Below are 15,259 nucleotides of genomic sequence, written 5' to 3' on the forward strand. Positions count from 1 at the left end.
GGTGGCCGGCGAGCTGCCCGCCGCGCTGCGCGGACGCGTCGAGACGGCCGTGCGGCGCGGCCCGGACGCCCGGTTCCTGTTCCTGGTCAACCGCACCGAGGACACCGTGCCGGTCCCGGGCCTGACCGGCGACGTCCTGACCGGCGGCACCGCCGCCGACGGCACCCTCGTCCTCGCCCCCCGCGAGGTCGCCGTGCTGCGGCAGCCCGGCGCGTAACCGCGGCTCTCGTCACCGCAGCTCCCCCCCGCTCTCGTCCACGACCAGGAGGAAGCATGACAACCGACCCGCGCGAGGACGAGGTGCGCCGCCGGATGACGGCCCGGGAGCTGTACCAGGACGGCGTACCGGGCCTGACCGAGGAGCGGCTGCGGGGCAAGGAGCTGGCCGACGCCTACAACCGCAGCGCGCCCCGCGACCAGGAGGGCCGCGCGGCGCTGCTGGCCGAGCTGTTCGGCGCCGTGGGCACGGATGTGTTCGTCGAACCGCCGCTGCGGGTGGCCTACGGCCGCAACGTCCGGTTCGGTGCCGGGGTCTACGCCAACTTCGGCCTCACCCTGGTCGACGACGTCGAGGTGGTCGTCGGCGACCGGGTGATGTTCGCGCCGCACGTGACGGTGACGACCACCGGACACCCGGTCCACCCCGACCTGCGCCGGGACGGCACGCAGTTCTCGGCGCCGGTCCGGATCGAGGACGACGTGTGGATCGGCGCGGGGGCGCTGATCATGCCGGGGATCACCGTCGGCCGGGGGTCGGTGGTCGGCGCGGGCAGCGTGGTGACGGCGCACGTACCGCCCATGACGGTGGTCGCCGGCACCCCGGCCCGGGTACTGCGCGAGATCACCGACGCGGACCGGGACTGGGCCTACCGGCCGCCGCGCACCCTGTCGGCCGGCTGACCCGCGTACGTCCCAACTCCCCACCCCTGGAGTTACGATGATCACCACGCACTCGGACGACGGACGACGGAGCCTGCGATGACGACGGACAGTTCCCGGCCCCTGGAGATCGACACCAGCAAGGCCCACCCCGCGCGGGTCTACGACTGGCTGCTGGGCGGCAAGGACAACTATCCCGTCGACGAGGCGGTCGGCCGGACCCTGCCGCCCGAGGCGCACGACGCGGCCCGGCAGAACCGGGCGTTCATGAACCGCGCCGTGGCCCGGCTCGCCGCGCAGGGCATCGACCAGTTCCTCGACATCGGCACGGGCATCCCCACCGAGCCCAACCTGCACCAGATCGTGCAGCGCACGGTGCCGACCGCCAAGGTCGTCTACGCCGACAACGACCCGATCGTGCTGCGGCACGCCGAGGCGCTGCTGGTGAGCCGCCCGGAGGGGGCCACGGACTACATCCAGGCCGATGTGCGCACCCCGGACGAGATCGTCAGGCACGCCCGGTCCATACTCGACTTCGACCGGCCGATCGCGATGTCCCTGATCGCCCTGATGCACTTCGTCCCGGACGACCAAGACGCCCACGGCATCGTCCGGCGGCTGGTCGACACCCTGCCGTCCGGCAGCTACCTGGTGCTCTCGCACGCCGCGATCGACCTCTTCCCGGAGCTGGCGGAACAGGTCGTCGCGCAGTACGCGAAGGGCGGCATCCGGCTCGGCTTCCGGACCCGGGCGGAGGTCGCCCGGTTCTTCGACGGACTGGAGCTGATCGAGCCGGGCCTGGTCACCGCGACCGAGTGGTACGGCCCGGAGCAGGAGCGCCCCGAGCCGGAGGAGAGCGGTATCTACGCGGCGGTGGCCCGTATCCCCTGACCGTCAGCGCCGGCGGCCCCGGGCCGCCCAGCCGCTGCCGATCCCGGCGACGTGCAGCGCCAGCAGGGCGAGCCCGACGAGCATGAAGTTGACCGACGTGAAGATGTCGTTGGTCGAGATGTCGGCCGCGTTGATCAGAAAAGCGATGAGGAACAGAACCGCTGCGACGATGGCGAGCACGGAGACCTCCTCGGTTTGGACGGCGCCGTTCGGCGCCGTGCCACCCGTATGCCCCCGGCCGGGCCCGGAACACGGGGGTCGGCGGCCGGTGTCCTGATGCCCGTACAGTGGGAGAACGGTCCTTTACCGGACATACCTCACGCCCCGGAGCCCCGATGCGCCACCCGTCCCCCGCCCCGGACGACGGCTCCGGCACGCTGTTCGGGCTCGACGCCCTGCCGGGCCCGGCCGAGGACGCCGGGCCGTCCGTCCGTGACCTCCCCGCGGCCCGCCGGCTGCTGCCGGTCCGGGAGATCTACGCCGAGCCGGCGGCGGCCGTCTCACCGCGCGGCCGGCAGATCCGCGCCCGGTTCCCCGGCGCCCGGCTGATCGAGGTGGACTCGCACTGGGGCATCCCGGGGCTGCACGGCAACGAGGGCAACGTCGAGCGCTGGGTCCGGGTCAAGGGCGAGACGCTGGTGCTCGGCGAGCGCAAGACGCTCACGACCCGGCCCAACGGACGGTCCGCCGACTGGATCGCGCCGGGCGCCTCCAACGGCTGCGCCATGTCCTGCGCCTACTGCTACGTGCCCCGGCGCAAGGGGTACGCCAACCCGGTCACCGTCTTCACCAACATCGACCGGATCGTCGCGCACATCGGCCGGCACATCGCCCGGCAGGGGGTGAAACCGGAGCCGAACCAGTGCGACGACCGGGCGTGGGTGTACGACATCGGCGAGAACGGCGACTGCTCGGTGGACGCGCTGATCAGCGACAACACCGCGGACCTGGTGCGTGCTTTCGGGCAGTGGCCGACCGCGAAGGCGTCGTTCGCGACCAAGTTCGTCAACCCCGGCCTGCTCGCCCTCGACCCGCGCGGCCGGACCCGGATCCGGTTCTCGGTGATGCCTTCGGAGGACGCCCGTCTGCTGGACCTGCGCACCTCGCCGGTGGCCGAGCGGATCGCCGCCGCGGCCGACTTCCTGGACGCCGGGTACGAGGTGCACTTCAACCTCTCCCCGGTGGTGCTGCGGCCCGGCTGGCGGGACGCCTGGGCCGGGCTCCTGGACCACCTCGACGACGTCCTGCCCGAGCGGGTCAAGCAGCAGGCCGCCGCCGAGGTGATCACGCTGACGCACAACCGGGAACTGCACGAGGTGAACCTCGGCTGGCATCCCCGCGCCGAGGAGGTGCTGTGGCGGCCGGAGCTCCAGCAGGCCAAGCGCTCCGAGAACGGGGCGCTCAACGTCCGCTACCGCAACGGGGTCAAGGCCGAGGCGGTGGCCGCCGTGCGGGAGCTGATCGGCGCCCGCGCGCCCTGGCTGCGCGTGCGCTACGCGTTCTGAGCGGCCGTCACTTCAGCGCCGCGGCGAACATCGGGACGACCTTGTCCAGCGCGTAGCCCACCGACAGCACGGTGTTGGTGGCGAAGGCGGTGCTGATGTCCGTGTCGTCGAAGACGACGGAGTGGCCGGCCTTCACCGCGGGCAGCGACTTGTAGAGCGCGTCACCGGAGATCTTGGCCGCGTCGATGCCGATGGGCGCCATGACCACGAGATCGGCGTCCAGCATCTGGAGGTTCTCCTCGGAGACGGTCACCGAGAAGCCCTCCCCGGCCTCGGCCTCGACCTTCGGGTTGTTCTTGAAGCCGAGTTCCTCGACGAAGCCGATCCGGTCGGTGCCCCGGACATAGGCGCCCCAGCCGGCCGAGGTGCGAGAGCCGACCGTGATGGTCCTGCCCTTGAACTCGGGGTGCGCCTTGGCGGCGGCGGCGAACTTCTCCTCGGTGTCGGTGATCAGCTTCTCGCCCTGGTCGGCCAGACCCAGCGCCTGGGAGATCATCGTGGTCTGCTTCTCCCAGCCGATCTTGTACTGGTCGCCGCCCTTGGGCACCCCGATGGTCGGGGCGATCTTGCTGAGGGTGTCGTAGCGGGTCTGGTCGCCGCTGGACTTGGTGTCGAGGATCAGGTCCGGCTTGAGCGCGGCGATCTTCTCGTACTCGGGCTCCAGGGTGCCGATCTTCTGCGGGCTCTCGTCGTACAGGTCCTTGGCCCAGGGGCCGGTGCCGTCGCCGCCGAAGGCCAGCCAGTCGCTCTGGCCGACCGGCTGCACGCCGAGGGCGAGGGCGGTCTCGGCGTCGCCCCAGCCGAGTGCGACGACTCTCTTGGGCTGCTCGTCGACGGTGATCGTGCCGAACTTGGTGGCGACCTTCGCCGGGAAGGCACCGGCGGACGCCTTCGGCTGCGCCGAGGAGCCGGCGGCGGAATCGTCCGAGGACGAGCCGCCGCAGGCGGTCAGCGCGCTCGCCAGGGTCAGCACCAGGGCGGGGGCGAGCAGGCGCCAGGGACGGCGGGCGGCGGAGCTGTGGGACATGAGGGGGCTCTTTCTGTGCGGTTCACGGGGCGGGGACGTGGTGCCGGCCGAGCGGCACCACCATCGGGGTGCCGGAGGCCGGGTCGGGAAGCACCGTCGAGCGCAGTCCGAACACCTCGCGCACGAGGGACTCGGTGACGATGTCGGCGGGCGCGCCCTCGGCGACCACCCGGCCGGCCTTCATGGCGATCAGGTGATCGGCGTAGCGGCAGGCCAGGTTGAGGTCGTGCAGGACGACGGCGAGGGTGACGCCGCGGTCCCGGTTGAGGTCGGTGAGCAGGTCCAGGACGTCGAGCTGGTGGCTGATGTCGAGGTAGGTGGTGGGTTCGTCGAGCAGCAGGATGTCGGTCTCCTGGGCCAGTGCCATGGCGATCCACACCCGCTGGCGCTGGCCGCCGGAGAGTTCGTCCACCGACCGGTCGGCGAGTTCGAGTACGTCGGTGGCGAGCATCGCGGCGGCGACGCCCTCGCTGTCGGCGGCGGTCCAGCGGCGGAACCAGCCCTGGTGCGGGTAGCGGCCCCGGCCGACCAGGTCGGCGACGGTGATGGCGTCGGGGGCCACCAGGCTCTGCGGGAGCATGCCGAGGCAGGCGGCCACCTCGCGGGTGGCGGTGCGGTGGATGTCCTTGCCGTCCAGCAGCACGGTGCCGGCGGTGGGGGTCAGCAGCCGGGCCATGGCGCGCAGCAGCGTGGACTTGCCGCAGGCGTTCGGGCCCACGACGACGGTGAGGCGGCCGGGCGGCAGGTCGACGTCGAGACCGGAGATGATCTCGCGTTCCCCGTAGCCGAGACCGAGGTCACGGGTCTGGAGGGTGTGCTGGGACGACACCGGGGGTGCTCCTACGTCGGACGGGACAGGGGATGGAGGGGCGAGGGACACGGTCAGCCGGCCCGGCCGACCCGGCCCGCCCGGGCCAGCAGCCACAGCAGATACGGGGCACCGATCACGCTGGTGACCACGCCGACCGGCACTTGGGTGCCGGGCAGCAGGTGCTGGGCGGCGAAGTCGGCGAGGCACACCAGCGCGGCGCCGGTCAGCGCGGACGGCAGCAGGGCGGCGCCCTGGCCGGGCAGCAGCCGGCGGGCGATGGGCGGGGAGACGAAGGCGACGAACCCGATCGGGCCGGCCGCCGCGGTGGCCACCCCGACCAGGGCGGTCGCGCCGGCCAGCAGCGCGAGCCGGCCGCGCTGCACCCGGGCGCCGAGGCCGCCGGCCGTCTCGTCGCCGAGCTGGAGCGCGCCGAGGGCCCGGGACGCGGCCAGGGTGAGCGGCAGCAGGACGGCGGCGCAGCCGAGCAGCGGCCAGAACTGGTCCCAGGAGCGGCCGTTGAGGCTGCCGGTCAGCCAGACGAAGGCGTTCGACGCCTCGGTGGTCTCCGCCCGGGTCATCAGATAGGAGCGCAGGCTGATCAGCCCGGTGCCGACGCCGATGCCGATGAGCACGAACCGGCCGCCGCTGACCCCGTCGCGCCAGGCCAGCAGGTAGATGGCGGTGCCGGCGACGAGCGCGCCGGCCAGGGCGCTGCCCGACATGGCCAGGCCGCTGAGGCCGAACGCCATCGAGGCGAGCACGGCACCGGCGCTGGCGCCCGCGCTGACGCCGATGACGTCGGGGCTGGCCAGCGGGTTGCGCAGCAGTGCCTGGAAGACGGCGCCGGACAGCCCGAAGCAGCAGCCGACGAGCAGCGCCAGCAGGGCGCGGGGCAGCCGCAGTTCACCCACGATGAACCAGGTGCCGGCGTCCGCCTGTCCGGTGAGGACGGCCAGCACGTCCGCGAGCGGCACATCGATGTCGCCGACGGTGAGCGACAGCACCAGCGCGGCCAGCGCGAGGAGTGCGAGGGCGGCGCAGACGGCGGTGAAGCGGACCTGGCGGACGCGGCGCAGCCGGCCGATCCGGGCCGCTGCCTCGGCTACGGGGACGTTCACAGTCGCGCCTTCCCACGTCCGCGGACGAGCAGGATGAACGGCACACAGCCGACGGCCGCGGTGACCACGCCGACCTGGACCTCGCCGGGCGGCGCGACGACCCGGCCGACGACATCGGCGACCAGCAGCAGGACCGGTGCGAGCAGCGCGCTGTACGGCAGTACCCAGCGGTGGTCGGGGCCGGTGAGCAGGCGGACCGCGTGCGGCACCGCGAGGCCGACGAAGCCGATGGGGCCGGCGACGGCGGTGGCCGCGCCGCACAGCAGGACCACGCTGACCGCCCCCAGCGCGCGGGCCACGCCGACCCGCCCGCCGAGCGCGCGGGCGATGTCGTCGCCGAGCGCGAGACCGTTGAGCCGGGGGCCCAGGCCCAGCGCCAGCACACCGCCGACGACGATGAACGGCAGGGCCTGGAGGAGGACGTCGAGGTCGCGGCCGTCGAGCGCGCCGACCTGCCAGAAGCGGTACTGGTCGTAGGTCTGGCTGTCGGTCAGCAGCATGGTGTCGGTGAGCGAGACCAGCAGTCCGGTGGCGGCGGCGCCGGCCAGGGCGAGCTTGACCGGCGTGGCGCCCTCGCGCCCGAAGCTGGCGACGCCGTAGACGAGTGCGGCGGCCAGGCAGGCGCCCAGGAAGCCGAACCAGATGTACTGGCCGGGGTCGGTGAGGGACAGCACGCTCATCGCGAAGACGACGGCGACGGCCGCGCCGGCGTTGATGCCGAGCAGTCCGGGGTCGGCGAGCGGGTTGCGGGTGACGCCCTGCATGACGGTGCCGGCCAGGCCCAGGGCGACGCCGGCCAGCAGTCCGGCGAGGGTGCGGGGCACTCGTACCTCCTGGACCACGAGCTGGGCGCGGACCGAGCGGTCGGGGTCGAACACGCCGTGCACGACGTCGCGCAGCGGCACGTCGCCCGAGCCGACGGCCAGGCTGAGCGCGACCGAGGCCAGCAGCAGGACGGCCAGCAGGCAGAACCCCGCCGTGCGGGCCGCGCCGCCGGGCCGCCGGGCGGGGGCGGGGGCGGGGGCGTTCACCGGCGGGTCGGCCGCAGGGGACGAACTGGGCGCATGGGGCAAGTCCTTGAGGTGAGGTGAGCGGCCCGGATCACCGGACGGAGTGCTTCCGGCGCATCAGGTAAGGCGAACCTAACATCAGATATCGTTGAGAATGCAATTACCCGTCGCCCCCGCACAACTTGGAGCCGGCCTTGCCGCACACGATCGACACCGCCGAAGACCGGCCGGACACCGCCACCGGCGAGGGCTGGGTGGAACTGGGCTCGCGCGCCGAGCTGCGGGAGTTGCTGGGCGAGCCCTGGCCCATCGTGATCGACAAGGTGCACGAGCAGCTCACCGACGAGGACCTGGAGATCCTGGCCCGCTCGTCCTTCTGTCTGCTGGGCACCTCCGACACCGCGGGCAACTGCGACGTCTCCCCGCGCGGCGACGCCCCGGGCTTCACCCATGTCCTCGGTCCCGGCCGGGTCGCCCTGCCGGACCGGCCGGGCAACCGGCGCGGGGACAGCTTCCACAACATCCTCGACAACCCGCACGCCGGTCTGCTCTACCTGGTCCCGGGCGGCAAGCAGGTGCTGCGCATCAACGGCCGGGCCCGCATCCTCACCGACGCGCCGTTCTTCGACGCGATGGCCGGGCGGGACGGCAGGCGTCCGGCGCTGGCGGTGGTGCTGGACATCGACGAGATTTACCTGCACTGCCCGGCCTCCCTGAACCGCGCGGGACTGTGGAAGGCGGAGTCCTGGCAGGCGGGTTGAGCCCACCGCCCGGTCCGGGTCCGGCCCCGGCACTACCAGCACTTTTTAGGTTAGGCTAACCTTCGCCTCGTGAGATCTGGTGAAGAAGCGGAGCGCGCCGTGCGGTTGCGCGGCCATGAGCTGTCGGCCACGGACGTCACCGTGGCCTACGACGGCGTGGACGTCGTGCACGGCGCGGCGGTCGGTCTGCGGCCCGGCGAGGTCACCGTGCTGGTCGGTCCGAACGGCAGCGGCAAGTCGACGCTGCTGCGCACGATCGCCCGGCTCCAGCGGCCGCGCAGCGCCACGCTCAGGATCGACGGCGACACCGACGGACTGGCGCTGACCTCCCGCGAGTTCTCGCGGTACGTGGCGCTGCTGACCCAGGGCCGCCCCACCCCGAGCGGGCTGACCGTGCGCGACGTGGTCGAGTTCGGCCGCTACCCGTACCGGGGCCGCTGGGGACGGGCGGACCCGGACGGTCCGGCCGCGGTCGACCGGGCGCTGGCCCTGACCGGGGTGAGCGAACTGGCCGGGCGCGGCGCCGACCACCTCTCCGGCGGGCAGTTGCAGCGGGTCTGGCTGGCGAGCTGCCTGGCCCAGGAGACCGGCGTGCTGCTGCTGGACGAACCGACCACCTACCTCGACCTGCGCTACCAGGTCGAACTGCTCGATCTCATCCGCGACCTGGCCGACGACCACGGCATCGCCGTCGGCGTCGTCCTGCACGACCTCGACCAGGCGGCGGCCGTCGCCGACCGGATCACCCTGCTCGAAGCGGGCCGGATCGTCGCCGACGGTCCGCCCGAGGAGGTGCTGACGCCGGACCGGCTGACCGCCGTCTACGGCATCCGGATCGATGTCGACACCGACCCCCTCACCGGCCGGCTGCGCACCCGCCCGATCGGCCGCCACCACACCCGACGTGAAAGGCTCGGCACCACCTCATGAGACGTACCCTCCTCACCGCGACCGCCGTCACCGCCGCGGCGCTCGCCCTGTCCTCCTGCGGCACCACCGAGCCGGCCGCGGACAGTGCCGAGAAGTCCGCCGAGGCCATCACCCTCACCGACGGCACCGGCGCGAAGGTCAAGCTGGACGGGCCCGCCACCAAGGTCGTCGCCACCGAGTGGAACGTCGTGGAGAGCCTCGTCTCGCTCGGGGTGAAGCCGGTCGGGGTGGCCGACCCCAAGGGCTACAACACCTGGGACGGCGCGGTGCCGCTGACCAACTCGCCCAAGGACATCGGCACCCGCGGCGAGCCCAGCATGGACACCGTGGCCTCGCTCAAGCCCGACCTGATCGTGGCCACCAACGACCTGCCGGCCAGCGCCGTCAAGCAGTTGAAGAAGATCGCCCCGGTGCTGTCGGTGAAGTCCGCCGACGGCACCGGCCAGATCGACCAGATGCTGACCAACGTCGACCTGATCGCGAAGGCCACCGGCACCACCGACCAGGCGAAGACGGTCCGCTCGGACTTCGAGGCCAAGGTCGCCGAGGGCAAGAAGGCCATCGCCGCCGCCGGTCTGGACGGCACCGACTTCGCCTTCGCCGACGGCTACGTCGCCTCCAACCAGGTGACCATCCGCCCGTACACCGCGAAATCGCTCATCGGCGAGGTCAGCGCGGAGATCGGGCTGAAGAACGCCTGGACGGTCAAGGGCGACGCGGCGTACGGCCTCGGCTCCACCGATGTCGAGGCGCTGACCGACCTGCCGAAGGACACCCAGTTCGCGTACATCGGCAACGACGAGGACGAGGGCGCCACCCCCTTCAACGGCGCCCTCACCAAGAACTCGGTGTGGAAGTCGCTGCCGTTCGTCAAGTCCGGTGACGTGCACCGGCTGGACGACGGCATCTGGATGTTCGGCGGCCCCGGGTCGATGTCGGCGTACATCGACTCCGTCGTCGGCGCGCTGACGAAGTAGCGAGGTCATGGCCGTCACCGCGACGAAACCCGGCACCCGCCCGTCGGCGGCTCCCGTCTCCCGCTCGGGCGCGGGCGCGGTGACGGCCGGACTCCTCCTGCTGGTCGCCGTCCTCGCCGTCTGGGACATCACCCAGGGCACCGCCTCGGTCGGACCGGCCGAGGTGTTCAAGGCGCTCACCGGACGGGCCGACGCCTCCGACACGTCGGTCGTGATCGCCTCCCGGCTGCCCCGGGCGGCGGCCGGCCTGCTGGTCGGCGTCGCCCTCGGCGTGGCCGGCGGCGTGCTCCAGGCGGTCAGCCGCAACGTCCTCGCCTCCCCCGACACCCTGGCCGTGAACGCCGGTTCCTACCTGGCGCTCGGCGTGGCCGGCGCCACCGGTCTCTCCCTGCCGCTGCTGGCGTCCTCCGGGGTCGCCTTCGTCGGCGGCCTGGCCGCGGCGGCCGTGGTCCTGGGCCTGTCCGGCCTCGGCACCGGCACGGTCCGGCTGGTACTGGCCGGCACCGCGCTGACGCTGGGCCTGAGTTCGGTCACCGAGGGACTGCTGCTGCTGTTCCCCGAGCAGACCGAGGGCCTGTACGCCTGGAACCAGGGCAGCATCAGCCAGAACGGCTTCGACGGCGTCCTCCAGATGCTGCCGATCGCCGTCGTCGGGGTGGTGGGGCTGGCGCTGACGGCCCGCCGGATCGACGCGCTCGCCCTCGGCGACGACGCGGCCCGCGGCCTCGGGGTGCCGGTGCGGGCCACCCGCGTCACGGTGGTCGTGCTGGCCGCGCTGCTGTCCGCGGCGGCGGTCACGCTGGCCGGGCCGATCGGCTTCGTCGGCCTGTGCGCGCCCGCGCTGGTGCGGCCGCTGTCCCGGCGCCTGCGGGGGTTCGCGCGCTCGCGCGGCAGCCTGCCCGCGGCGGCGCTCACCGGCGCGGCCCTGGTGCTGGGCTCGGACGTGCTGCTGCGCGCGCTGGTGCCGGACGACCTGTCGGTGGCCGTGCCCACGGGCGTGGTCACCAGCCTGGTCGGAGCCGTGTTCCTGGTCGCGATGGCGCTGCGGCTGCGGGACACCGGCGACTCCGGCGCGCCGGACCGGATGCGCGTCCCCGGCCGGGCGGCGTTCCTGACCGCGGTGGTGCTGCTGGTCGCCGCGCTGGCCGGCGTCACCGTCGCGGGGGTGCTGATCGGCGACAGCAAGCTGCTGCTCGGCGACGTGGCCAACTGGCTCCAGGGCCGGGCCGGGCAGACCACGTCCTTCGTCCTGGACACCCGGGTGCCCCGGGTGCTGGCCGCGCTCGGCGCCGGCGCGGCGCTCGCGCTGTCCGGCACGCTGGTGCAGGCCGTCACCCGCAACCCGCTCGCCGACCCCAGCGTCCTCGGTGTCTCCGGCGGCGCGGCGCTCGGCGCCGTACTGCTGGTGACGACCGTGCCGACGGCCGGCGGCTGGGGCGTCGCCGGGGCCGCGTTCGCGGGGGCCGGGCTGACCGCCGTGGTGGTCTTCGGCCTCGCCGCGCGGGGCGGCTTCCGGCAGAACCGGCTGGTCCTGGTCGGCATCGGCGTGGCCGCCGGGACCACCGCGCTGATCAGCCTGCTCATCGTGCTCACCGACCCGTTCAACGCGACCAAGGCGCTGACCTGGCTGTCGGGTTCCACCTACGGGCGGACCATGCCCGACGTACTGCCGGTGGCGCTGGTGCTGGTCGTCGGCGTGGTCTTCGCGGTGGCCCGGCGCACCGAGCTGGACCTGGTGTCGCTGGACGAGGACACGCCCCGGCTGCTCGGCCTGCGGCTGGCCCCGGGCCGGCTCGGCTTCCTGGTGGTGGGCGTCCTGCTCAGCGCGACCGCCGTGGCCTGCGCGGGCACCATCGGCTTCGTCGGCCTGGTGGCCCCGCACGCGGCCCGGGCGCTGGTGGGCCGGCGGCACGTACGGGTGGTCCCGGTCGCGATGCTGCTGGGCGCCACGCTGGTGGGCACGGCCGACCTGCTGGGCCGCACGGTGATCGCGCCGGCCCAGCTGGGCGCCGGCCTGATGACGGCGGTCATCGGCACGCCGTACTTCCTGTATCTGCTGGTCCGCAGCCGGCGGTGAAGCGGGTGACGGGGCGGCGGCCCGCCCCGTACCGTGCCGCCGTGCGCCTCTTGCGGGCCGGGCGGCCGCCAACGGGCGCGGTGAGCGAGATCATCGAGATCGGACTCACCGTCGTCGACCTGCGCGCCCGGCGGCGAGTGGCCCGGCACCGGCCGCTGGTGCGGCCCGCCCGGTCCGAGGTGAGCCCGTTCCGCACCGGGCCGACCGGGCTGACCCGGGCGGCGGTTCGGACCGGCGCGAGCTTCGCCGAGGCGTGCCGGACGCTCGCGCGCGAGCACGATGCCGGGCGGCGCCCCTGGACGAGCTGGGGCGGCTACGACCGCCGGCAGTCCGTCCGCCAGTGCCGCGGCGCCGCCGTGCCCGGCCCCTTCGGCACCGCGCCCGAGCGGGCCCGCACCCATGCGAAGGCCGTCTGCACCGAGGTGTACGGGCTGCGCCGGAAGCCGGGCCTGGCACGCGCCCCGGAGATCGCCGGGCTGCCGCTGGAGGGGCGGCGCCACCGGGGCGGGGAGGACGCCCGGAACATCGCGGCACTGGTGCTGGACCTCGCGGGACGCGGCGCCTGGCCCGGCCGACCGGGCACCGCCGGACGCTTATTAGACAACTCGTCAAGTTACTGAACCGTAATACGCATGATGCTACCCCCGGTAACCCCTGGCTCGGTACGGTCCCGACACCCCTGCAGAAGCAGAGTGAGCGCACTCCACCAGGAGGTCCGCCATGCCCGCACGCCGCACCCTGCTCGCCGCGTCCATAGCCGCCGTCCTCGCCCTCGGTGCCCAGGCCGGGCCGGCCGCCGCGGCCGGCGACTCGGCCGCCGTGGTCTCCCGCGGCGTCGAGATACCCGCCTTCTACACCCCGCCGGCCACCCTCCCCGAGGCCAACGGCACCCTCGTGCGCAGCGAACCGCTGAAGCTCGCGCTGAGCCTGCCGAGCCTGGGCGGCCCGCTGCCCGGCAAGGCCACCCGGCTGATGTACAAGTCCACCGACACGGGCGGCGGCCCGGTCGCCGTCACCGGCGCCTATCTGGAGCCCACCGCCAAGTGGCGCGGGGACGGACCGCGCCCGCTGGTCGTCGTCGCCCCCGGCACCATGGGCCAGGGCGACCAGTGCGCCGCCTCGATGGGCCTGGAGCACCCGCTGAGCCTCAACGGCGAGACCGTCTCGGTCGGTTACGAGGACCTGTCCGTCTACCGGCTGCTGGCCCGCGGCGTCGCGGTCGTGGTCACCGACTACGCGGGCCTCGGCGCCACCGACCGGCTGCACACCTACGTCAACCGGGTCGACGAGGCGCACGCGGTACTGGACGCCGTCCGGGCCGCCCGGTCGCTGGCCGAGGCGTCGGTCACCGCCGACTCCCCCGTCGGCCTGTTCGGCTACAGCCAGGGCGGCGGCGCGACGGCCGCCGCGGCCGAACTCCAGCCCGCCTACGCCCCCGACGTCACACTGGCCGGCACCTACTCGGGCGCCGCGCCCGCCGACCTGACCGAGGTCACCGAGGCGATCGACGGCAGCGACCTGGCGGGCGCGCTCGGCTGGTCGCTGAACGGCTTCCTCCAGACCGAGCCGGCCCTGCGTCCCATCGCGGACAAGTACCTCAACCAAGCCGGCCGTCAGGCGCTGGAAGACCTGTCGACCATGTGCGTGGGCGACGCGCTGTTCGGCTACGCCTTCGCCCGCAGCGGTTCCTGGACGAGCACCGGGCAGTCGCTCGGCGACATCATCCGCGCCGAACCCGCGCTCCAGTCGTTCCTGGCCGAGCAGCGCATCGGCACCAGGAAGCCGGCCGGCCCGGTCCGGGTGGCCACCGGCACCAGCGACAACCTGGTCCCGCACGGCCAGACCCGCCAGATGGCGGCCGACTGGTGCGCGCTGGGCGGACAGGTGGACTACGCGCCGGTGCTGCTGCCGAACGTCGGCGACAAGCTGGTCAACCACTTCGGCGCGCTCCTCGCCGACCAGGGCGCGGCCATCTCCTGGCTCACCGACCGCCTCGCGGGCAAGCCCGCCACCTCCGACTGCCGGACCCTGCCGTTGCAGCCCTGAGCCGCACGGACGAGCCGGCGGCCGGGAGGTCCCGGCCGCCGGCTCGTCGCTGAAAGCGGGTCACTTCGTGGTGAGCATGCCCTCCCGCAGCCGCGCCAGGGTCCGCGACAGCAGCCGGGAGACGTGCATCTGGGAGACGCCGAGGCGTTCGCCGATCTGCGCCTGGGTCAGTTCCTCCACGAACCGCATGTGGATGATCTGCCGGTCCCGGTCGCCGAGCTCGGCGATGAGCGGGGCCAGCGCGTGGAAGTCCTCGACCAGTTCCAGCGCCGCGTCCTCGGTGCCGATGAAGTCCGCGAGCACGGTCTCGCCGTCCTCGCTGCCGCCGAGCGCGGCGTCCAGCGAGGAGGAGTTGTAGCCGTTGGCGGCCAGCCGGGCCTCCACGACCTCGTTCTCCGTCAGGCTCATCAGCTCGGCCAGCTCCTTGACGGTCGGCGTGCGGCCCAGCCGGCTGCGCAGCTCGTCCGTCGCCTTGGCCAGCTCCACCCGGGCCTCCTGGAGCCGGCGCGGCACGTGCACCGCCCAGGAGGTGTCGCGGAAGAACCGCTTGATCTCGCCGACGATGTACGGCACGGCGAACGAGGTGAACTCGACCTCACGGGTCAGCTCGAACCGGTCGATCGCCTTGATCAGGCCGATCATGCCGACCTGGACGATGTCCTCGCGCTCCTCCGGGCCCCGGCTGCGGAACCGGGACGCCGCGTAGCGCACCAGGGACATGTTCATCTCGATCAGGGTGTTGCGGGCGTACTGGTAATCCTGCGTCCCCTCCTCCAGCACCGCCAGCTGGTCGAAGAACAGCCGCGACAGTTCGCGGGCGTCCTTTGGCGCGACCTTCGACGGGTCGGCGACCTGGGGCAGCCGGACCGCTTCTCCATCGACGTCCGTCTTCCGCGTCGTCATCGCCGCCGTCATGGGTGCCCTCCCGAGTTGTCCGTTCCAAAACCGGCCCGCAAGGACCGGCAACAGGTCGCGTACCCCGCCTTCTCTCGAACACGCCTACGTCTTGCCACCTTTTTGAACACCACCGGCCCACCGGACGACCCGGGTGCCGTACCGCCACTTGGGGGACCGGAGCGCCGCACCGCGGCACCACCCCGCCGGTGGCCGTGATCTGACGCCGCGCCACCACCCGGGTCCGGCCCGGGGCCCGGCCGGCCACCTGATCGGCGGCACCTGGGCCGGCCGGCCGGCGGCGCCGCCCGCCCGGGCCGTCCGCCGGGTTCC

The 15,259-nt window shown here is 73.5% G+C and carries 16 protein-coding genes; 10 read left to right on the forward strand and 6 right to left on the reverse strand.

Translation table 11 applies throughout. From position 1 onward, the window contains the following. The 3 genes from AB0G32_RS39330 to AB0G32_RS39340 form a co-directional block, all read left to right on the forward strand. Nucleotides 1–217 (forward strand): Beta-galactosidase C-terminal domain (locus AB0G32_RS39330; RefSeq protein ID WP_361175482.1); only part of this gene is annotated, 217 nt, incomplete at its 5' end. Between the two features lie 56 nt (nt 218–273). Continuing rightward, on the forward strand, nt 274–900 hold the full coding sequence (locus AB0G32_RS39335; RefSeq protein WP_361175485.1) for a sugar O-acetyltransferase: 627 nt from the start codon (nt 274–276) through the stop codon (nt 898–900). Nucleotides 901–978: 78 nt separating this feature from the next. Beyond that, a complete protein-coding gene (locus AB0G32_RS39340; RefSeq protein WP_361175488.1) occupies nt 979–1,770 on the forward strand; it encodes an SAM-dependent methyltransferase in 792 nt (263 codons plus the stop codon). A 3-nt stretch (nt 1,771–1,773) separates the two neighbouring features. Here the strand turns inward: AB0G32_RS39340 and AB0G32_RS39345 are convergent, their stop codons facing one another. Beyond that, complete coding sequence (locus AB0G32_RS39345; RefSeq protein WP_361175491.1) at nt 1,774–1,950, reverse strand: hypothetical protein; 177 nt, start codon at nt 1,948–1,950, stop codon at nt 1,774–1,776. 155 nt (nt 1,951–2,105) lie between these two features. Between AB0G32_RS39345 and AB0G32_RS39350 the strand changes: the two genes are divergently transcribed. Further along, the gene (locus AB0G32_RS39350; protein WP_361175494.1) at nt 2,106–3,275 is read left to right on the forward strand and encodes a spore photoproduct lyase family protein; all 1,170 of its coding nucleotides are present in this window, start codon (nt 2,106–2,108) and stop codon (nt 3,273–3,275) included. Nucleotides 3,276–3,282: 7 nt separating this feature from the next. On the opposite strand, the gene AB0G32_RS39355 is transcribed toward AB0G32_RS39350, so the two are convergent. From AB0G32_RS39355 to AB0G32_RS39370, 4 genes are read right to left on the reverse strand one after another with little or no spacing between them, the layout of a single operon-like run. After that, on the reverse strand, nt 3,283–4,302 hold the full coding sequence (locus tag AB0G32_RS39355) for an iron-siderophore ABC transporter substrate-binding protein (protein WP_361175497.1): 1,020 nt from the start codon (nt 4,300–4,302) through the stop codon (nt 3,283–3,285). 22 nt (nt 4,303–4,324) lie between these two features. Next, the gene (locus AB0G32_RS39360) at nt 4,325–5,131 is read right to left on the reverse strand and encodes an ABC transporter ATP-binding protein (RefSeq protein WP_361175500.1); all 807 of its coding nucleotides are present in this window, start codon (nt 5,129–5,131) and stop codon (nt 4,325–4,327) included. A 53-nt stretch (nt 5,132–5,184) separates the two neighbouring features. After that, the gene (locus tag AB0G32_RS39365) at nt 5,185–6,189 is read right to left on the reverse strand and encodes an iron chelate uptake ABC transporter family permease subunit (RefSeq protein ID WP_361175525.1); all 1,005 of its coding nucleotides are present in this window, start codon (nt 6,187–6,189) and stop codon (nt 5,185–5,187) included. A gap of 38 nt (nt 6,190–6,227) precedes the next feature. Beyond that, entirely contained in the window at nt 6,228–7,196 is a 969-nt protein-coding gene (locus AB0G32_RS39370; protein WP_361175528.1) for an iron chelate uptake ABC transporter family permease subunit, read from the reverse strand. Nucleotides 7,197–7,435: 239 nt separating this feature from the next. Between AB0G32_RS39370 and AB0G32_RS39375 the strand changes: the two genes are divergently transcribed. The 6 genes from AB0G32_RS39375 (at nt 7,436) to AB0G32_RS39400 (ending at nt 14,032) form a co-directional block, all read left to right on the forward strand. Next, nucleotides 7,436–8,002 (forward strand): MSMEG_1061 family FMN-dependent PPOX-type flavoprotein, encoded by a 567-nt coding sequence (locus tag AB0G32_RS39375; protein ID WP_361175503.1) that lies wholly within the window; start codon nt 7,436–7,438, stop codon nt 8,000–8,002. A gap of 69 nt (nt 8,003–8,071) precedes the next feature. Continuing rightward, the gene (locus AB0G32_RS39380) at nt 8,072–8,932 is read left to right on the forward strand and encodes an ABC transporter ATP-binding protein (protein ID WP_361175506.1); all 861 of its coding nucleotides are present in this window, start codon (nt 8,072–8,074) and stop codon (nt 8,930–8,932) included. Continuing rightward, entirely contained in the window at nt 8,929–9,909 is a 981-nt protein-coding gene (locus tag AB0G32_RS39385; protein WP_361175509.1) for an iron-siderophore ABC transporter substrate-binding protein, read from the forward strand. The genes AB0G32_RS39380 and AB0G32_RS39385 overlap by 4 nt, the downstream gene beginning before the upstream one ends. 7 nt (nt 9,910–9,916) lie before the next feature. Beyond that, the gene (locus AB0G32_RS39390; protein WP_361175512.1) at nt 9,917–11,986 is read left to right on the forward strand and encodes an iron ABC transporter permease; all 2,070 of its coding nucleotides are present in this window, start codon (nt 9,917–9,919) and stop codon (nt 11,984–11,986) included. Between the two features lie 41 nt (nt 11,987–12,027). Further along, the gene (locus AB0G32_RS39395; RefSeq protein ID WP_361175515.1) at nt 12,028–12,606 is read left to right on the forward strand and encodes a 3'-5' exonuclease; all 579 of its coding nucleotides are present in this window, start codon (nt 12,028–12,030) and stop codon (nt 12,604–12,606) included. 100 nt (nt 12,607–12,706) lie between these two features. Then, the gene (locus AB0G32_RS39400; RefSeq protein WP_361175518.1) at nt 12,707–14,032 is read left to right on the forward strand and encodes a lipase family protein; all 1,326 of its coding nucleotides are present in this window, start codon (nt 12,707–12,709) and stop codon (nt 14,030–14,032) included. A 60-nt stretch (nt 14,033–14,092) separates the two neighbouring features. Here the strand turns inward: AB0G32_RS39400 and AB0G32_RS39405 are convergent, their stop codons facing one another. After that, the gene (locus tag AB0G32_RS39405; protein WP_361175522.1) at nt 14,093–14,947 is read right to left on the reverse strand and encodes an RNA polymerase sigma factor SigF; all 855 of its coding nucleotides are present in this window, start codon (nt 14,945–14,947) and stop codon (nt 14,093–14,095) included. Between the last annotated feature and the right edge of the window lie 312 nt (nt 14,948–15,259).

Origin of the sequence: Streptomyces sp. NPDC023723 (assembly GCF_040639815.1) — a bacterium.
Taxonomy (GTDB): Bacteria; Actinomycetota; Actinomycetes; order Streptomycetales; family Streptomycetaceae; genus Streptomyces.